A 16,318-nucleotide genomic window follows, 5' to 3' on the forward strand; every position below is an offset into this window, starting at 1 on the left:
CCAAATAAAAATTCAATCAAAGTGGATTCTTCTTACAGCACAAATTTCTGATTCCAGATTATTACTAGCATCTTAAGATTTCAAGTGAAAAGCTAGATTTTAGATGCATGAGTAAAAAGTCAGATTTGTCACAAGGGAGTTTAATCAGGAGCCTCTTTACCTTGGCTTGGCCAATCATCATGGCTAATATTCTCCAGACTGCTTATCAATTAATCGACACGTTTTGGTTAGGACGACTGGGGGCAAATGCTGTAGCTGCAGTCAGTATAAGTTTTCCGATTTTGTTTTTGGTGCTTTCACTTGGTGCAGGATTGACGCTTGCTGGGACAGTAATTGTTTCGCAATTCAAAGGTGCTGGTGATAAAAAAATGATTGATTTCGCGGCTTCGCAAACTGTTGTCATTGTCTTTTTGATTTCGATTCTACTGGCTTTTCTCGGCTTCGCCGTTGCTTCCCCTTTGATGAATTTAGTAGGAGCAGGGCCTGAAATTCTAAATGATTCAGTCACGTATTTCCAAGTGTCTTCTTTCGGGTTCGTATTTCTGTTTATGTTTTTTGTTTTCCAATCTCTGATGAGAGGAATTGGAAATGTCTTGCTCCCGATGTACATCGTTTTTGGAACTGTTCTTTTAAACCTGATTTTGGATCCTTTATTCATTTTTGGATACGGAAGCATCGAGGGATACGGTGTGGCTGGTGCTGCTATTGCCAGTATAATTACTCAAGGCTTGTCAGCAGCAGCCGGATTATACATTTTGTTTCGAGGAAAGCAAGGAATCAAAATCAAGCTGAGCTGCATGAAACTGGAGTTTAAATGGGTGAAGCGAATGTTTGAACTGGGAATACCGGCTAGCCTGGAACAGTCCTCCAGAGCTGCAGCCATGACGGTGATGGTCATGCTGGTTACCAGTTTTGGAAGTGAAATTGTCGCTGCCTACGGCATAGGAGCTAGAATTCTCAGTTTGGTAATCGTCCCCTCCATAGGTATGGGCATCGCTACGACCACTTTGGTTGGTCAAAATATAGGTGCTGGGCAAATCAAACGAGCGGAAAAAATCGGTGATCTGAGTGTCAAAATAGCTTTCTTTGGACTTACAGGAATTGGCTTAATTCTCTTTTCATTTGCTGAAACGCTGACAGCTTTCTTCGTGCCAAATGATCCACAGGTGATCAAAGATGGAGCGAAGTTCATCCGGATTATGAGCTTGAGTTTCGGACTGTTGGGAGTGCAGCAAGTACTCAATGGGGTGTTCAACGGTTCTCGTTTTACTCAAGCTTCCATGCTGATTTCTATCTTTAGTCTTTGGATGGTTCGCTTTCCAGTTGCTTTTGTACTTTCTGCCAAAACAGAGCTCAGTTTTGAAGGGATTTGGTGGGCTTTTCCAATTTCTAATTTGATCGCAGCTTTGGTAGCTTTTACATATTATAAAACAGGATACTGGAAAATTCGGACCTTCAGAAATAGAAATGAGTTGATACAATCAGGCTTGGGATGATGATATAAATCAAATGACTAGTAAATGAAACTACACAATTGTAAGAATTACGAAGAGATGAGTAGGCTAGGAGCAGAACTTGTCCACGCTGAAGTAGAGATCAATCCCGATTTGCTTTTCTGTGCTGCAAGCGGGAATTCTCCATCTGGATTATATGAATTGATGGCAGAGAAACACGGGGATTCACCTGACTTTTTTGATTATATGAAAGTGATCAAACTCGATGAATGGGTGGGTTTAACGAATGGTTCCGTTTTTACTTCAGAATATGATATTCAGGAAAAACTGCTTAAGAAGCTGGGGATCGATGGAGATCGTTACATCTCTTTCGTAGAGGAAACGCAGGATCCAGAATCCGAATGTGATCGAGTTCAGGATGAAATTGACAACCACGAAGGTATTGATATCTGTATTCTAGGAATTGGGATCAATGGGCATATTGCGCTAAATGAGCCAGCAGAATTTCTACAGCCAAACTGCCATGTTGCGATCTTACATCCGCTTACTTTAGCAAGTGGGATGATTGAAAAAGTTGGAATTCCGCTTTCCGAAGGAATGACTTTAGGTGTGGGAAATATAATGAGTTCCAAAATGGTTATTCTCTTTGTCACAGGCAAAGGCAAAAAGCAAGCGTTGGATTCCCTTTTGGAAGGTAGAATCAGAACAGATTTGCCTGCTTCTCTGCTTTGGCTACATCCAAACGTGCATGTGATCGTAGATAGGAAGTCGGTGCATTAAGGACTGGAAATGCTGAATAAAGAGGTGAAAAGCGACAAAATGTGTCCTGAATACGTTTGGTAATGCTTTAATAACTCTACCTATTTTTCGATCATCGGAAATTTCCCGTTCTTTCGCCCTTCATAATTTTTCTATCCACCCATGACTTGGCAATTAATCAAAGATGCCCTTCGCGGTAAAGAGCAGGACTTTACCAGTCTCTCGCTGAAAACAGCCATTTTCGTATTAGCTATTCCCATGATCCTCGAGATGATGATGGAATCTGCATTTGCTGTTGTGGATATCTTTTTTGTGGCCAAACTTGGAGAGCATGCCATTGCAACAGTCGGTTTGACCGAATCTGTTGTCGTTCTAGTTTATGCCATGGGTTTCGGTATTAGCATGGCGGCGACAGCATTGGTTGCTAGAAGATTTGGTGAGAAAGAATACTTTGAGGCTGGAGCAGCTGCTTTTCAGCTGTTAATCGTTGGAGGAGCGATATCGATTATACTTGGCATACTAGGCTGGATCTTCGCACCTGATATTCTTGCTTTGATGGGAGCAGAGGCAAAGGTGATAGAAACAGGTGTCAATTATACCCGGATTATTTTCGCAGGTAATACAGCCATCATGTTACTGTTCCTTTTGAATGGGGCATTTAGAGGTGCCGGTCAAGCTCATCATGCAATGCGTTCGCTTTGGATCGCTAATGGCTTGAATATGATTTTGGATCCAATACTGATTTTTGGAGTTGGAAATATTGAAGGTTTTGGGTTAGAAGGTGCAGCAATTGCGACGACTTTTGGAAGGGGAGTAGGTGTATTGTATCAGCTTTACCATCTTTTCAACGGTAAGCATAAGCTGAAAATCCTAAAGGAAAACATTGTTATTTCCTGGGAAATTATCAAGAAAATCATGGAGATAGCAATAGGTGGAATGGGGCAATTCCTGATTGATTCTGTTTCTTGGATTGCACTTACCCGAATGAATGCTGAGTTTGGCTCTGCTTCACTTGCTGGATTTACGATTGCTTTTAGAATATTGATATTCACACTTTTACCTGCATGGGGATTATCCGGAGCTGCATCTACTTTGGTAGGACAGAATCTAGGAGCCAAGCAACCTGACCGTGCTGAAAAATCTGTTTGGCTGACTACACGATACACCGTGATTTTCATGGCTTCGGTCACTGGTATCTATTTGCTTTTTAACCAGCAGCTGGCTGGTTTTTTCACCTCGATTCCTGAAGTAAAATCAGTAGCTGCACAAGGTCTTTGGGTGGTTGCGCTTGGTTACGTTTTCTTCGCTGTTGGCATGGTGCTGACACAGGCTTTCAATGGTGCAGGAGACACCAAAACGCCAGCTTGGATCAATATTGGTGTACTTTGGTTTATTGAGATTCCACTTGCATATATTTTGGCTTTTCCTTTTGGATTAGCTCATTTGGGGATTTTTATCTCTATTGCATTTAGCCATAGTTTTCATTCTGTCGTTTCTTTCTTTTTCTTCAGAAAAGGCAAATGGAAGCTCACAGAAGTTTAGGCATGAGGTGAAGTCATATGGTTTTGCTAAATTATATGACTTCAAAATTCAAAATCTACTCCCATGGAATCTGAAGAACTTATTCTGAGAAAATTAATGGTAGTTATAAAAGATGCTTGTGTTCGTCCAATTCCATCTGATGAGTATTTAGTAAAAAGAATACAGGATAGAATGGAGAGCTTCGATAGTTTGAGAGCTGGTGGTGAGAACAGCGACTTGGACTTAAGCAATTTTGCCTCACCTGTTTGCTTCTCTGCAGATGAAGAAGTACAAGCAGATTATCGGCTTGAGGATTTGTCCTTATCACGAATTGATGATTGCATTGACGAGTTGATTCAAAAGATGGCTGATAGCCTTTGAGAAAGAAAGAAGATTTATTTCAATATTTACTTAACCCTAAACCCTATGACATCTCTAAACACTTATCTGACTTTTGAAGGAAATTGTGAAAATGCGTTCAACTTCTACCGCTCTGTTTTTGGTGGTGAATTTGCCCATGTGGGAAGATTCTCAGACATGCCTGCTGACCCAACTTATCCTATTGGAGATGAGTTTCGAAACCAAATCATGCACATCAGTTTGCCGATAGGTGAGCATAGTATTCTGATGGGATCTGACACTGGCGGACATGGAGGATCTGTGACTGTAGGTACAAATTTTTCAATTTCCATCAATACCGATTCTAAAGATAAAGCAGATGTGTATTTTGCGAAGCTTTCCGCAGATGGGAAGGTGACAATGCCAATGGCAAGTACTTTCTGGGGTGATTATTTTGGAATGCTTACAGATCGATTTGGGATCAATTGGATGATTTCTTTTGCTGAGTCTGCTCCGCAGGAAGAGAAAAAGTGAATGAAGTGAAAGTCGAGAAATCCAGTTCTCGGTGAATCTAACCACCGGTCGTGTCACGCGAACGGTTTGGTTAAAAATTCAACTATTTCCTACTTTTGGAAAAGCAGAACAACTTTGAGCCAATTTCAACCTTACTCTTTTTCATCTGGCTGGTTTAATGAAAAGCATTTCATTGCTAATTTCAAACCTGCAATTCCTAATTCATCCTTACCTTTGAATTATACACGCCAAAGAGCATTCATGACAAATTCAGATATTTTACGGACTATACGCTATATTTTCAACTTCAAAGACCCTGAAATGGTCGCCATTTTTAAAGATGGTGGATTGGACCTAAAGCGGGAGGAAGTAGCAAATTTTTTGAAAAATGATGATGAGGAGCATTTTCAGGCCATTATCGATAAAGATCTCGCTGCTTTTTTGAATGGTTTCATTGTTGAAAAGAGAGGCAAAAAAGATGGTGAGGATCCAAAACCTGAAAAGTCCTTAAATAACAATATCATTTTCAGGAAACTTCGAATAGCCCTGAATCTGAAGGAAGACGATGTGCTTGAAATTCTCTCTTCCGTAGGTATGCATATCAGTCCACACGAGTTGAGTGCCTTCTTTAGAAAGCCTAGCCAATCCCAATACAGACCTTGTAAAGACCAAATTCTCAGGAATTTCTTAAATGGGTTGAAAAAGAAATATCGCCCAACCGTCTAGTTAGTCTTCGACAAAGACGTCTACTACTCTTCCCACTTCACCTGTATCCAGCATTACTTTGATTCCATGGTGATGTGTTGGAGAGGAGGTTAAAATTCGCTTGACGAAGCCTTCGGTGAGCTCACCAGATCGCTGATGGTGTTTCTGTACGATAGTGACTTCACTGTCGATTTGTATGTTTTTCCGTATGCTTCCAGGGAGAGTTTTCTTTTCCATGAGGATTGATTTCTTAAATGAAAGTGCAATTTACTTATGACTTTGCTCCTAAAATAATTTTACGCAGTTCTCTAAGTTGTAGCGTTTTGTTAGGAATCTCCGTCATTATTTAAAGTTTTGATTTTCTTTACGTTTATCAGTTGTTTCTTCTGTTCAAATCTCTTTTTATATGAAAACTAAGCTGTTGTATTTTTTATTACTTGCGTTTGTGGCCCTTTCCTGTAATGATGAAGATAAGAACCCTGATAAAACCCTGATAGGAACTTGGGAATTAGTAACTAAAGGTTTGGAATTTGACGGTGCAAGTACTTTTGAAATCAGTGCTTATGGTACTATCAAAGGAATGAATACTATCAGAGAAAAAGGCTCTCGTGTAGTTTTAGGGTATCAGAGTGTATTTTCAGGAACTTATAGTATTGAAGGGTCTAATCTAATAATTGAAAAAAATGAGACTGCATACCTGACTAATCCTGATTTTGACTATGTAGATAAGGAGGATTTAACCAGTATTGAAGGCTATTTAGATGAGGAGAGGTATACTATAAATGATTCCTATACAAAATTATATTATAGCTGTGCTCCCAACGAGCTTTGCTCTCCGCCAAAACCTTATTTGAAAATCAAATAAACTCTTCAAAAATAATAGTACTATGCTAATTAAAAGATTTTTTCCTCTATTCGTTTTAGGACTAATTCTCTTCAGTTGCAAAGAAGACGACGAAATTAACCCTGAAATATTGACTCAGAATCATTGGGAAAAAGTCTTCCAAGATGCAAGTTTAGATCCTCCCTATGAGGTAGTATATTCTATTGATTTTCAGGCTAATGGTGTTGTAAACTACGAGGCTTTTTTTAGAGATATGGAAACCAAAAATGTGTTAGGTTTTATAGAATATTACAGTGGCACCTTTCAAATTGTTCAGAATAAAATAACTGTTTCAATCACCGAACATTACACAAACCAAGTGAGTGGTGAGATGTATTCGGACAAGGAAAAGTTAAGTTTAGTGGATATAGACAACCAGACTAGAGAATTTCAACTCAGAAATAAGAATTCAGAATTGCATACCATTATGCCTTTGTATGCTAGTTCTCTAGGAATAATTTATGATCGAGTTGAGAAATAGAGTCATCCTAAATTTGACGACTTAAAAAAAGTAAAGGGCTGAATTCAAGTAAGAAATCAGCCCTTTATCGTTGGTTTAGTTTTCAAAACACACCATCAGTTTTCTTGTGGGATGTTTACAAGTAACGCTATCAAATCCTTTGGCGTATGAACAGTGCCTAGTTTTTCATCTTGAAAAATTACCTGTAGCTGATATTCCAACTCGAATATCAGACCGTTGATAAACACCGGATCCATGTGCAGTTGCTGAATAAAATCAGCATTTTTTTGCTGACCGATCAGCGTGATGCCATAGGAGTGAAATACTTCAATGGCTTTTTTTAGTAGTGTAAAGTGTTGGTTCATAGTAGATGTAAATAAAGTAATGAAAATCTAGAATCGCATAGAATTAAAATCGCTGTCAATCAGAACGGGAATTGGGTTTCTTAGTTCCCAATAATTGAAATAACGTGATAAATCGAATATTCGCTACTTCAAACTAGGGGTTTAACAATAATTAGCTTTGTTAGTTTTTGTTCCTAGTATCTTGGAAAATAGGCAAGTAAACTTTACTTCAAACATCTACGAGGACAAGATGTTTGTTGGATTGACAGAAAAAATGAACATGATAGTCCCTAGTACATCCTATTATTCTGCAGGTTTTTCTTGTGAGTTTACAGCCTCCTTGATAGAATCACTGTCCCAAGTGTGATCATTCACAGAGAATTTTCTCATCAGTTCACCAGATAGGAGACTTTCCTGCATTTCTATCTGCTGACGGCTTTTAGAAATATACTCATCTGTATTGTCTTTAAAATTCACCAACACCTTCAGTGCACTCTCGTCATAGTCTCTAAATTGTTTTGCCAGTCTGTGCACAGTATGAGCTCTAAATCCAAGCTTTTTCAATACATCTTCCCCCATTCTGATGGAGGTATCCAAGTGTTCACGATAGATATTTTTCACCCCCATTTCCATGAGCTCAAAAGCATCGTATCGGTTTTTGGCTCTTATCATTACTTCCAAATGTGGGAATTCTTCTCTGCAAAGCTCCACTAGTTTTATACTATACTCTGTATTATCCAGCGCAGAGATCAAAATAGATGCGTCCATAACTCCAGCGGAAAGTAGAAGGTCAGCACGAGTTCCATCTCCAAAATATACTTTGAAGCCCATTTTCCGAAGGTATTCCACCCGGTCTGGGTCTGAATCCAGAATAGTTGCTTCCACACCATTTGCCCTAAGGAATCGTCCAAGGGTAGATCCAAAATGCCCGAAACCAATTAGAATGACCTTGTTGTGTTCCTCAATGCTGTCCATTTCCTTTTCAATGGTTTTGTGGGTTTTATTAATTGCAGGATTTATGACTTTGTCCAGTACAACCATGAGAATAGGAGTGATGGTCATACTTAATGCGGTGACCGCCATCAAGGTATCAGAAATAGACTGATCGAAAATCCCGAGCTGTAGCGCAAAGGCATACGTTACAAAAGAGAATTCCCCGACTTGGGAAAGTCCTATCGCAAAACTCAGGTTGTCTGAAAGGTTTAGTTTTCTCGACTTTCCAATGATCAACAGAATCACTGTTTTCAAAACTATTATTCCCATGGTCAGAGAAATGACGGTGGTAGCGTTATTGAATATCAAACTGAAATTGATTGTAGAACCCACAGCCATGAAGAAAAGCCCTAAAAGCAATCCTTTGAAAGGCTCAAGATCAGATTCTAGAGCGTGTCTGTAAGGTGAGTTGGCTAGGATTACTCCTGCCAAAAATGCACCCAAAGCGGGACTTAGACCTACTAGTTCCATCAGAAACGAGATCCCAACTACAATCAATAAAGCAGAGGCTGTGAAGAGTTCGCGAAGTCTACTTTTAGCGACATAATTTAATAATGGACCAAAACCAAACTGACCGAGAAGAACTACAATCCCAATAGCTCCGAAAATTGATAAGGTCTGAGCCCAGCCCGGTAGGCTGTCTATTAATCCGTGCATTTCAGATGCATTTGTCGAAAGAATCGGGTCACCAATGATGAGGAGTGGCAATAGTGCCAATATTGGGATTACAGCGATATCCTGCATTAGAAGCACTCCAAAGGAAAGTCTTCCATTCGGTCCGTTCATCTGGTTTTTCTCCTTGAGAGATTGTAGCACAATAGCTGTTGAAGAAAGCGCCATTGAGAGCCCTATCGCAAGGGATATTTGCCATTGGACTTCAAATAGAATTCCTATTCCAAAAACCAGCGCCGAAGTAATCAGCACTTGGCTTAACCCGACTTTTAAAATCAACTGACGCATTTTCCAAAGATTCTTCGGCTCTAATTCCAAACCTATCAGAAAGAGCATCATTACCACTCCGAATTCGGTAGCATGCATGATATCTTGGCCTTGTCCTTCATTTGTAATAAAACCAAGCAAGTAAGGACCTATTAGAATTCCGGCGATCAAGTAACCCAAGACCGAACCCATTCCAAGTTTTTTGGCTACGGGAACACAGATGATTGCCGCAAGAATATATAAGATGGCATTTACCAAAAATCCATTCATAAGTTCAAATTTTAGAGATTTTTGAAATGAGAGAGATCCGCAGCATCCCGCAATTCGAGCAGAAATTCCCGATAAGATTCAGCTTTTTTCTTGAGATCAAAAGCAGAGATTTTATGTGTTCCAGCCACTTGAAATGGAGGTAAATAAGTCATGTTGCAGAGCCTGGCAGTTTGCTCAAATGGTCTAAGAAAGTCTTCGATTTTGTAGTTATTCCTTCCATCGTATTGATATGCTTCCTGAGATCCACCAGAGGTAATGGCATTTGCGATGTATTTTCCTTTAAGGTAAATACCTCCTGGCCCATAAGCCCACCCAAACTCCAATACCAGGTCGATCCACTGCTTCAGGAGCGGCGGACAGGAATACCAATAAATTGGATGATGCCAAATGACGACCTCAGCTTCGAAAAGTGCTTCTTGCTCTGCCTGAATGGAAATATTGAAATCAGGATAGAGTTCATAGAGATCTCTGATTTCTATATTTTCAATTCCTGAAATAGCCTGAATTAAGGCTTGATTTGCCTCAGAATGCTCAAATTTGGGGTGGGCAAAAAGTACAAGTACCTTACGCATGTATACTGGCTTTATCCTTGAAAATTAATTTTCTTATGGGTGCCATCACAAAATGGTTTGTTTTGGCTGGATCCACACCTGCAGAAGGCAGATACTTTACTTTGGTTTTTGATGTGACCGTCGGGAAGTTTGACTTTGAGATTTCCATAAACCATCAATGGTCCATTGGGCATTACTTCCACCAGTTGCTCTGACATCACATCTCCTGAGCTCGTTTCTTTTTGTTCCTTAAAATAGTACCCAAGAGCACCACTAGGGCACCTGTCTATCTGCTTGACAATCGCTTCAGTACTTGCACCCTCAGCATTGATCCATGGCCGTTTTTCAAAATCAAAAACAGAAGCTAGACCTGTGATACAATTTTTGGAATGGATGCATTTATGCGGTTCCCAAGTAATGGTAACCTCACCATTTGAATATTCTTTATGGATAGGAGTATCCGACATAGTCTTTTATTTATAGGTTTGACTTCTTTTTAATATTACAAATTAATCCTTGTAGCCTAGAATTAATAACCCACGGATTATAAAAAAAAGACTCAGTTAATTAACCGAGTCTTTTTGTAACCAATCAAAATTTTGCCTGCAAATTAAGTTGTCTGGCAGGTTCAAACTGAAAATAGTCGTGCTAATTTTTAAGCTGCACTTCCAGTATTTTTTGCCACTTTTCTGCTATTCCGCGTTCTCCTGCTACATCAGTAAAGAGCTCCCCATCATAGATTTCTATTGTTTTAGGGGAATGCGAAGAGTCCTTGAAGTGAAATTGCAATGCAAGGTATTCTAAGATATGACGCTTCTCTTTTCCAACTTGGACCATGCGACTTTTTTCCTGAATACTGACTTTGTTTACCTCTATTAGGTCTACCATACTTTGCTCAGGATAGCTGCCAAATCTGTGATAAATCAACTTTTTATGCTGGCTATCCAAACCAAGGTGATAATGATTTCTCCATCGCTCATGCTGCGTTGGGAAAGTATTGTTGGAGCTAGAAAACTCCTCAAATGAGGCGAGGTTAGCCGAGGTTAATTTCTTGAGTTTATAACTGTAATACACAAATGGTGAAGCTGTAGCCACCATAGCAAATGAAGTCACAATAAGTGTGACTGGATCAATTGAGATCATAGGATTGGAATTAAATTGAATAGAGTTTTTAGGCGATTGAAGATCGCCAGGCTAGTTTCTATTCAATTTTACCAGGTGTAAAAAAAGTGGATAAAGGTGTCTTTGACGTCAAAAAGTGGAAGGGACTTTTTGAAAAATGAAGGCGATAAATATGTCTTGTATGGACTAACAAATTCAAATTTGCAGTCGGAATTTAACTTGTAGTTTAAGCTCCAATCAACTTTAAATTCGGGAATTTTAAGTATTTCTGGACCAGCATTGAATTGAATGGTACTAAGCTGGATGTGATTGGAAACAGAATCGTGCGAGAGGTCTGTATTGGAAGATTCAATAGAGACCGGAAATGCAATAACAGTCACAAACCACATCACCCAACTCAGGGAAATCATGCAGAATGACAGCTGTTTTTTCATTTACTTTCGAAGAAGGATTAAAGGTAAATTAAAATAATCCGAGATGACAATAGGAGCGATATCTTATTTTTTCAAATTATAGATTTTCAAAGAATTGAGACTTTCGGAAACCGCCACATTTTTCCAAGGACTCGTAGGAAAAAGGATGGAAGTCATTACTAATTCTCCATCATTTACAAATAACTCAATAGAAGAAGCGTCCAGGAAAATTCGGATTTCCTTAGCCTCCCAGCTCATAGGGGCAGAATGCATGGCAGCAAAATCTCGCTGAAAATCACTCTGTCCAGCATTTCTCCGATCTATACTTACCAGTCCATTTTCTTTGGAAATGATTACACTTTCTCCTACTTCATTTGACAAGGTCATTGAGAAAGAATCCGATTTGACTTCTGCTTTTAATTCTACTGCCTCTGATGGCAAACCAGCTTCTTTTTGGTTAATCTCAAACTCCTCTGATCTGAGCTTTTCAAGTTCTATGGCAGGGGCAGATTTTAGAAGCAGCGTACCATCCACATCGAATAAGCTGAGTTCTCTAGGGACTGTCATCGCAGACCTCCATGCTTTAGTCGGTACCACGTTTGCATAGAGCCAATTGCTCATCCAGCCTATGAAGAGAGTTCTGTTTTGCTCAGTTGGTAGATTACTCCAAGTTACTCCAGCGTAATTATCCGGTCCGTAGTCGATCCATCGAATCATGGTGTCATCCGGAGTGAATTCACCGTTTTCGAAATCCCCGATAAAGTATTGGGTAGCCGAGCCATTTTGTGGGCCACCAGGATTTATGCTAACTAGCAATACCCATTTTTGCTCTCCTGCTGGTGTTTTGAAAGGAAGTAAATCTGGACATTCCCATACACCTCCATGCGCTCCGATTGTTTTTCCAAATTCACTTAATAGGGACCAGTTTTTTAAATCCGTTGAGCTGTAAAAATTAATATGATCAAGTACAGCAAGCGTCATAATCCATGATTTAGAACCATCTGGATTGGTGATTTGGGACACTTTAGGATCACGGAAATCTCGGATTCCAGGGTTTTTCAAGACTGGATTCTGCGAATACTTTTCCCAAGTTCTCCCTTTGTCTAGCGAAAAAGCGATTGATTGATTCTGAAATGTATCTGATGACGTCTCTGCCTCTTCTGCATTGTGATGAGTGAATATTGCCACCAAAGGAGGATTTTCTTCGGAGCCCAATCCAGAGCTATTTTCCGCATCAAAAACTGCACTTCCTGAGAAAATATATCCTAAACTATCAGGATAAAGCGCTGTGGGCAAAGACTCCCAGTTCACCAAATCCCTGCTAACTGCATGTCCCCAGTGCATAGGACCCCAGACCGTGCTATCTGGGTAAAATTGGTAGAAAAGGTGGTATTCACCATCCAGGTAAACCAGTCCATTTGGATCATTCATCCAGCCTGATTCTGGAGTAAAGTGGTAGGTAGGTCTATATTCTTCATTAACAGTGGATTGAAAAATGATTTCAGGGTCTGACTGGCAGCCAGAAATAATGAGGAAACAAACTGGGATTAGAAGAAGAATAAGTCGATTCATATGATTTGGTTAGTCTAGGCGATTGATCACAAGGTTTAGCACTGCTTCTCGCTTTGCTTCATTTTGGATTACTTTTGAGAGCGTTTTTGCGTTCTCTTTATAAACTGGATTTGTCCAAAAGTCTACCAAAGCTATCTCAAATTTGTCTGCATTCAAATTATGTATGCTGGTTCCTAAAGGCCCAAGTTCGCGCTTTGCTATAATTCTATTCCAAAAATACTGATCAATAATATGGGGAACGATCATCTGAACACATCTATGAGCTGCGCCTTGATGAGTTGTGCCTGAGCCTCCGTGATGAATTATACCGTAAAGTTTTGGTAGAATCCAATCGTATGGAATTTGATTCACGTAAAAAATCGAGTCATCACTTTCTTCAATCTGCTCCAATCCACCCCAGGAAGTATTGACAATAGCAGGGATGTTATGCTTTTGAAGTAATTCGATTATTGTTTTAGAATATTCTTTGGGCTTGGTGTTACTCATTGATCCAAAAGTGAGTAGAATAGCTTTTGGATACTTTAACAGCCATTCTTTTAGTTCTAATGAAGGTTGGTGTTTTTTGAGTTGATTTCTGAAATAGTAACCAACAATTTTAGCAGAATCTGGCCAATTTTCAGGTTTTGGAAAAAGGCTAGGGGAGATGGTATAGATAGTTTGAAGTCGATTCAGTTCAAACTCTTTGAGAGTTTTAGAATTAATTGTTAGTTGAGGAAAATCTGAATAATACTTTCCTATATACTTTTTCATAGCCAGACGTCTAGTAGCATTAATGAAATTATAGGACTTAAGATTGATTTTGCTACTAAAAGGCTTCCATTTACCTAAGCCTATATGGGGAAATTCTGCTGATGGATGTGTAAGGCATGGCAGTGGGGTAAGTAAGGTATACCGTTCAGGTTCGGCCATCGCTGCCACATAATAATAAAGGCATTTTGCATGAAACACTATTCTATCTGGGTTATGGGTAAGGGTTGCATCTCGTTGCTGAGTTATAATATTATCTTGAATTTTTAGGGAGCTTTTAGCCAGTTTAATAAAGTTTTTGAGCTGATTCCATCTACTTCCTCCTCCTCCCATGATAGTTTTGCCACTTTGAGAATCAATCAATTCCAAAAATCTTTTATCAAACCCAATGAATTCGTAATCCAACTTGGAAACAGTCTCTCTGAATTGCTCTGGAAAAAGGCAGATAACTTCATGACCAGCTTCCGCAAAAATCTCAGCTTGAGCTAAAAATGGCTCGACATCACCACGTGTTCCTATGGAAGCAAAAAGTATTTTCATCTGTTTATATTTTTCTTTGGTTAGATAGCCTGTCCCTATTTTTCATCGGGAGAATGCCTCGGATAATCATCTCTCTGTGTGAGGAGCTTTCTCATAGGCATTTCATGTCTTAATTTTTTTAATATTTCCTCATTCCGTAGCTTTGAATCATAATCTAGCTCAAATTTTTAAGCTTTTTTATCCAGTATTAACTGAATTGCCATCTTCAATGAATTGAAGTAAGTAGAGATGACTTTTGATTTTTGTCCTATTATTGGTAGAAAACCAGGGTTATTAAAATTAAACTAATAGAACCTAAGATACATGAAGGGAATTATTTTGGCTGGAGGATCCGGCACTCGTCTTTATCCTTTGACGATTTCGGTGAGTAAGCAGCTCATGCCAGTCTATGACAAACCGATGATTTACTACCCGCTTTCAGTTTTGATGATGGCGGGGATCAAGGAGATCCTGATCATCACGACTCCTGATGATAGTGAGGCGTTTCAGAGACTTTTAGGAGATGGATCTCAAGTTGGATGTTCCTTTGAATATGCCGTTCAGCCAAGCCCAGATGGATTGGCCCAAGCCTTTATTATTGGGGAGAAATTCATAGGAAATGATAAAGTAGCTTTGATACTTGGGGATAATATTTTCTATGGTTCAGGTCTCCACAAAACTTTGCAGGCTTACACCGACACAGAAGGTGGAGTAGTGTTTGCCTATCACGTGAATGATCCAGAGCGGTATGGTGTCGTCGAGTTCGATGAAAACAAAAAGGCTATCAGCATCGAAGAAAAACCTGAAAACCCTAAATCCAACTTTGCAGTTCCAGGGCTTTATTTTTATGATAATCGTGTGGTAGAAATTGCAAAGAAAATCAAACCAAGTCCTCGTGGTGAGCTGGAAATTACTGACATCAACAATGAATATTTGAAGTTGGGAGAGCTGGATGTAGCTATTTTGAATCGAGGAACAGCTTGGCTGGATACAGGGACTCACCAGTCGCTTTTGCAAGCTGCCCAATTCGTAGAAGTAATAGAAGAGCGTCAGGGTTTGAAGATTGGATGCATCGAGGAAATAGCCTATAGAGCTGGCTTTATTGGAGATGAAGAATTGCTTGAGGCTGCCCAAAAGTTAGGAAAAAGTGGCTACGGTGGGTATTTGAGAAGGTTGGTGAAGTAGGGGGAATTACTTCTTAATTAGCTCTTCAAGGCTTGTTTTCATTATTTGCCCCATGTTCTTGCATTCCAAGAACTTATCATTTCCATAATGCTTCGCTAAGTCACCTTTCAATGAAGCTATATTTTCCGGAAGGGAAATGGTATCATGCTCCATTGAGCGTAGAATATCCAGAATACCTTGCCTAGAAGATTTGAGTCGTGTTGCGATCAACGCACGCTCTTCTTTCTGGTATTGCACCATGGATTCCGGCGTGATGTACTTCATTCCCAACTGGATCAGTACATTGTTTTCCTTGAAATATTGGGGCAGATAAATCGATTTTTTCCCTTCATAAGATTGCTGATCAAAATCTATTGCTCGGATTCTATAGTGGGTTTCCTCAAAGTCAGGAGTAACGTCGATTACAAAGTTTGAAGAATGCATATCTCCAAGCAATCGCACAAAGCAACGTTCGTTGAATTTGACAAATTCCTTGGCTAATCGGATAGGATTCAAATGCGGATCATCCATGTGGGCACGCATGAATTTATCACCAGGAATTCCTGCGATGTGTTCCTCGATCAGCGTGTTTTGATGAACTAGGTACGAGATCCTGTTTGGCGAAAGCAAGTGCTCAAACTCCAATCCGTAAACCCTTGAAGCATCTGCGTTTTTTACATAGAAGTAATCAAAATTATCGTTAATTCTATTTACAATTCTCACCCGAAATGGCTGAGTATTTCCATAGACACAAAGGTCAATTCTATCCACATACAAGTGCTCCATCACCGACATGTCGCCACCTGCTTTCAGTAGGGCATATATTTTTTTGACATTCAGGTGAATCTCCTCACGATCGGATTGATCATAGAAAACCGTTTCCCAAAGTGTGTCTTGTTCCTTGGAATCGTAAAGTGCAATCGAACTAGAATAGCGTAGCAATTCGTGATAATGGATAGGGATATCCACTTCTCTGGAATACTTAATCAGGTAGCGTCTCAGTCCATTGCTGATCGGAAAAATGCGCTTCTTTTTGCTGATTAATGCCAT

Annotated in this window: 19 protein-coding genes; 9 read left to right on the forward strand and 10 right to left on the reverse strand. The window is 39.6% G+C overall.

The window, feature by feature from the left end:
* Window positions 1-107 precede the first annotated feature (107 nt).
* From ACPUEN_RS03440 to ACPUEN_RS03465, 6 genes are all read left to right on the forward strand, one after another.
* Window positions 108-1,496, forward strand: a complete 1,389-nt coding sequence (locus ACPUEN_RS03440) for an MATE family efflux transporter (RefSeq protein ID WP_425638480.1) — start codon at window positions 108-110, stop codon at window positions 1,494-1,496.
* A gap of 24 nt (window positions 1,497-1,520) precedes the next feature.
* Entirely contained in the window at window positions 1,521-2,234 is a 714-nt protein-coding gene (locus ACPUEN_RS03445) for a 6-phosphogluconolactonase (RefSeq protein ID WP_425638482.1), read from the forward strand.
* A 141-nt stretch (window positions 2,235-2,375) separates the two neighbouring features.
* Window positions 2,376-3,755, forward strand: a complete 1,380-nt coding sequence (locus ACPUEN_RS03450; RefSeq protein WP_425638483.1) for an MATE family efflux transporter — start codon at window positions 2,376-2,378, stop codon at window positions 3,753-3,755.
* Window positions 3,756-3,818: 63 nt separating this feature from the next.
* Window positions 3,819-4,115, forward strand: a complete 297-nt coding sequence (locus ACPUEN_RS03455) for a hypothetical protein (protein ID WP_425638485.1) — start codon at window positions 3,819-3,821, stop codon at window positions 4,113-4,115.
* 45 nt (window positions 4,116-4,160) lie between these two features.
* Entirely contained in the window at window positions 4,161-4,607 is a 447-nt protein-coding gene (locus ACPUEN_RS03460) for a VOC family protein (protein WP_425638487.1), read from the forward strand.
* Between the two features lie 114 nt (window positions 4,608-4,721).
* Window positions 4,722-5,312: a DUF1456 family protein gene (locus ACPUEN_RS03465; protein WP_425638489.1), complete on the forward strand. Its 591-nt coding sequence runs from the start codon at window positions 4,722-4,724 to the stop codon at window positions 5,310-5,312.
* Here the strand turns inward: ACPUEN_RS03465 and ACPUEN_RS03470 are convergent, their stop codons facing one another.
* Window positions 5,313-5,528 carry a YwbE family protein gene (locus tag ACPUEN_RS03470; protein WP_425638491.1) on the reverse strand — a complete coding sequence of 72 codons (216 nt, stop codon included), beginning with the start codon at window positions 5,526-5,528 and terminating at the stop codon, window positions 5,313-5,315.
* A gap of 169 nt (window positions 5,529-5,697) precedes the next feature.
* Between ACPUEN_RS03470 and ACPUEN_RS03475 the strand changes: the two genes are divergently transcribed.
* Window positions 5,698-6,156: a hypothetical protein gene (locus ACPUEN_RS03475; RefSeq protein WP_425638494.1), complete on the forward strand. Its 459-nt coding sequence runs from the start codon at window positions 5,698-5,700 to the stop codon at window positions 6,154-6,156.
* Window positions 6,157-6,178: 22 nt separating this feature from the next.
* On the forward strand, window positions 6,179-6,655 hold the full coding sequence (locus tag ACPUEN_RS03480) for a hypothetical protein (RefSeq protein WP_425638497.1): 477 nt from the start codon (window positions 6,179-6,181) through the stop codon (window positions 6,653-6,655).
* Window positions 6,656-6,750: 95 nt separating this feature from the next.
* On the opposite strand, the gene ACPUEN_RS03485 is transcribed toward ACPUEN_RS03480, so the two are convergent.
* The 8 genes from ACPUEN_RS03485 to ACPUEN_RS03520 all read right to left on the reverse strand — a co-directional run bounded on the left by ACPUEN_RS03485 (window position 6,751) and on the right by ACPUEN_RS03520 (window position 14,125).
* Window positions 6,751-6,999: an acyl carrier protein gene (locus tag ACPUEN_RS03485; protein WP_425638500.1), complete on the reverse strand. Its 249-nt coding sequence runs from the start codon at window positions 6,997-6,999 to the stop codon at window positions 6,751-6,753.
* A 282-nt stretch (window positions 7,000-7,281) separates the two neighbouring features.
* Window positions 7,282-9,180: a monovalent cation:proton antiporter-2 (CPA2) family protein gene (locus ACPUEN_RS03490; protein ID WP_425638502.1), complete on the reverse strand. Its 1,899-nt coding sequence runs from the start codon at window positions 9,178-9,180 to the stop codon at window positions 7,282-7,284.
* Window positions 9,181-9,191: 11 nt separating this feature from the next.
* A complete protein-coding gene (locus tag ACPUEN_RS03495; RefSeq protein WP_425638505.1) occupies window positions 9,192-9,752 on the reverse strand; it encodes an NAD(P)H-dependent oxidoreductase in 561 nt (186 codons plus the stop codon).
* A gap of 11 nt (window positions 9,753-9,763) precedes the next feature.
* Complete coding sequence (locus ACPUEN_RS03500; protein WP_425638507.1) at window positions 9,764-10,198, reverse strand: (4Fe-4S)-binding protein; 435 nt, start codon at window positions 10,196-10,198, stop codon at window positions 9,764-9,766.
* A 181-nt stretch (window positions 10,199-10,379) separates the two neighbouring features.
* A complete protein-coding gene (locus ACPUEN_RS03505) occupies window positions 10,380-10,874 on the reverse strand; it encodes a hypothetical protein (RefSeq protein WP_425638508.1) in 495 nt (164 codons plus the stop codon).
* 68 nt (window positions 10,875-10,942) lie between these two features.
* Window positions 10,943-11,287 carry a hypothetical protein gene (locus ACPUEN_RS03510; RefSeq protein ID WP_425638511.1) on the reverse strand — a complete coding sequence of 115 codons (345 nt, stop codon included), beginning with the start codon at window positions 11,285-11,287 and terminating at the stop codon, window positions 10,943-10,945.
* Window positions 11,288-11,350: 63 nt separating this feature from the next.
* Window positions 11,351-12,838: a glycoside hydrolase family 32 protein gene (locus ACPUEN_RS03515; protein WP_425638512.1), complete on the reverse strand. Its 1,488-nt coding sequence runs from the start codon at window positions 12,836-12,838 to the stop codon at window positions 11,351-11,353.
* 9 nt (window positions 12,839-12,847) lie between these two features.
* Window positions 12,848-14,125, reverse strand: a complete 1,278-nt coding sequence (locus ACPUEN_RS03520) for a glycosyltransferase (protein ID WP_425638514.1) — start codon at window positions 14,123-14,125, stop codon at window positions 12,848-12,850.
* Window positions 14,126-14,428: 303 nt separating this feature from the next.
* Here ACPUEN_RS03520 and rfbA point away from each other — a divergent pair, with 303 nt between their 5' ends.
* Window positions 14,429-15,289, forward strand: a complete 861-nt coding sequence (gene rfbA / locus ACPUEN_RS03525) for a glucose-1-phosphate thymidylyltransferase RfbA (protein WP_425638516.1) — start codon at window positions 14,429-14,431, stop codon at window positions 15,287-15,289.
* 6 nt (window positions 15,290-15,295) lie between these two features.
* On the opposite strand, the gene ACPUEN_RS03530 is transcribed toward rfbA, so the two are convergent.
* Window positions 15,296-16,318: a hypothetical protein gene (locus ACPUEN_RS03530; protein ID WP_425638517.1), complete on the reverse strand. Its 1,023-nt coding sequence runs from the start codon at window positions 16,316-16,318 to the stop codon at window positions 15,296-15,298.

Origin of the sequence: Algoriphagus yeomjeoni (genome assembly GCF_049821175.1) — a bacterium.
In the GTDB taxonomy this organism is placed as follows: domain Bacteria; phylum Bacteroidota; class Bacteroidia; order Cytophagales; family Cyclobacteriaceae; genus Algoriphagus; species Algoriphagus yeomjeoni_A.

Bases quoted from the DNA above. Each gene is read 5' to 3' on its own strand.
- ACPUEN_RS03440 (WP_425638480.1), top strand. From the start codon at position 108: ATGAGTAAAAAGTCAGATTTGTCACAAGGGAGTTTAATCAGGAGCCTC.
- ACPUEN_RS03505 (WP_425638508.1), bottom strand. From the start codon at position 10,874: ATGATCTCAATTGATCCAGTCACACTTATTGTGACTTCATTTGCTATG.
- ACPUEN_RS03455 (WP_425638485.1), top strand. From the start codon at position 3,819: ATGGAATCTGAAGAACTTATTCTGAGAAAATTAATGGTAGTTATAAAA.
- ACPUEN_RS03480 (WP_425638497.1), top strand. From the start codon at position 6,179: ATGCTAATTAAAAGATTTTTTCCTCTATTCGTTTTAGGACTAATTCTC.
- ACPUEN_RS03510 (WP_425638511.1), bottom strand. From the start codon at position 11,287: ATGAAAAAACAGCTGTCATTCTGCATGATTTCCCTGAGTTGGGTGATG.
- ACPUEN_RS03490 (WP_425638502.1), bottom strand. From the start codon at position 9,180: ATGAATGGATTTTTGGTAAATGCCATCTTATATATTCTTGCGGCAATC.
- ACPUEN_RS03475 (WP_425638494.1), top strand. From the start codon at position 5,698: ATGAAAACTAAGCTGTTGTATTTTTTATTACTTGCGTTTGTGGCCCTT.
- ACPUEN_RS03470 (WP_425638491.1), bottom strand. From the start codon at position 5,528: ATGGAAAAGAAAACTCTCCCTGGAAGCATACGGAAAAACATACAAATC.
- ACPUEN_RS03460 (WP_425638487.1), top strand. From the start codon at position 4,161: ATGACATCTCTAAACACTTATCTGACTTTTGAAGGAAATTGTGAAAAT.
- ACPUEN_RS03500 (WP_425638507.1), bottom strand. From the start codon at position 10,198: ATGTCGGATACTCCTATCCATAAAGAATATTCAAATGGTGAGGTTACC.
- ACPUEN_RS03445 (WP_425638482.1), top strand. From the start codon at position 1,521: ATGAAACTACACAATTGTAAGAATTACGAAGAGATGAGTAGGCTAGGA.
- rfbA (WP_425638516.1), top strand. From the start codon at position 14,429: ATGAAGGGAATTATTTTGGCTGGAGGATCCGGCACTCGTCTTTATCCT.
- ACPUEN_RS03495 (WP_425638505.1), bottom strand. From the start codon at position 9,752: ATGCGTAAGGTACTTGTACTTTTTGCCCACCCCAAATTTGAGCATTCT.
- ACPUEN_RS03485 (WP_425638500.1), bottom strand. From the start codon at position 6,999: ATGAACCAACACTTTACACTACTAAAAAAAGCCATTGAAGTATTTCAC.
- ACPUEN_RS03450 (WP_425638483.1), top strand. From the start codon at position 2,376: ATGACTTGGCAATTAATCAAAGATGCCCTTCGCGGTAAAGAGCAGGAC.
- ACPUEN_RS03515 (WP_425638512.1), bottom strand. From the start codon at position 12,838: ATGAATCGACTTATTCTTCTTCTAATCCCAGTTTGTTTCCTCATTATT.
- ACPUEN_RS03520 (WP_425638514.1), bottom strand. From the start codon at position 14,125: ATGAAAATACTTTTTGCTTCCATAGGAACACGTGGTGATGTCGAGCCA.
- ACPUEN_RS03530 (WP_425638517.1), bottom strand. From the start codon at position 16,318: ATGGCATTAATCAGCAAAAAGAAGCGCATTTTTCCGATCAGCAATGGA.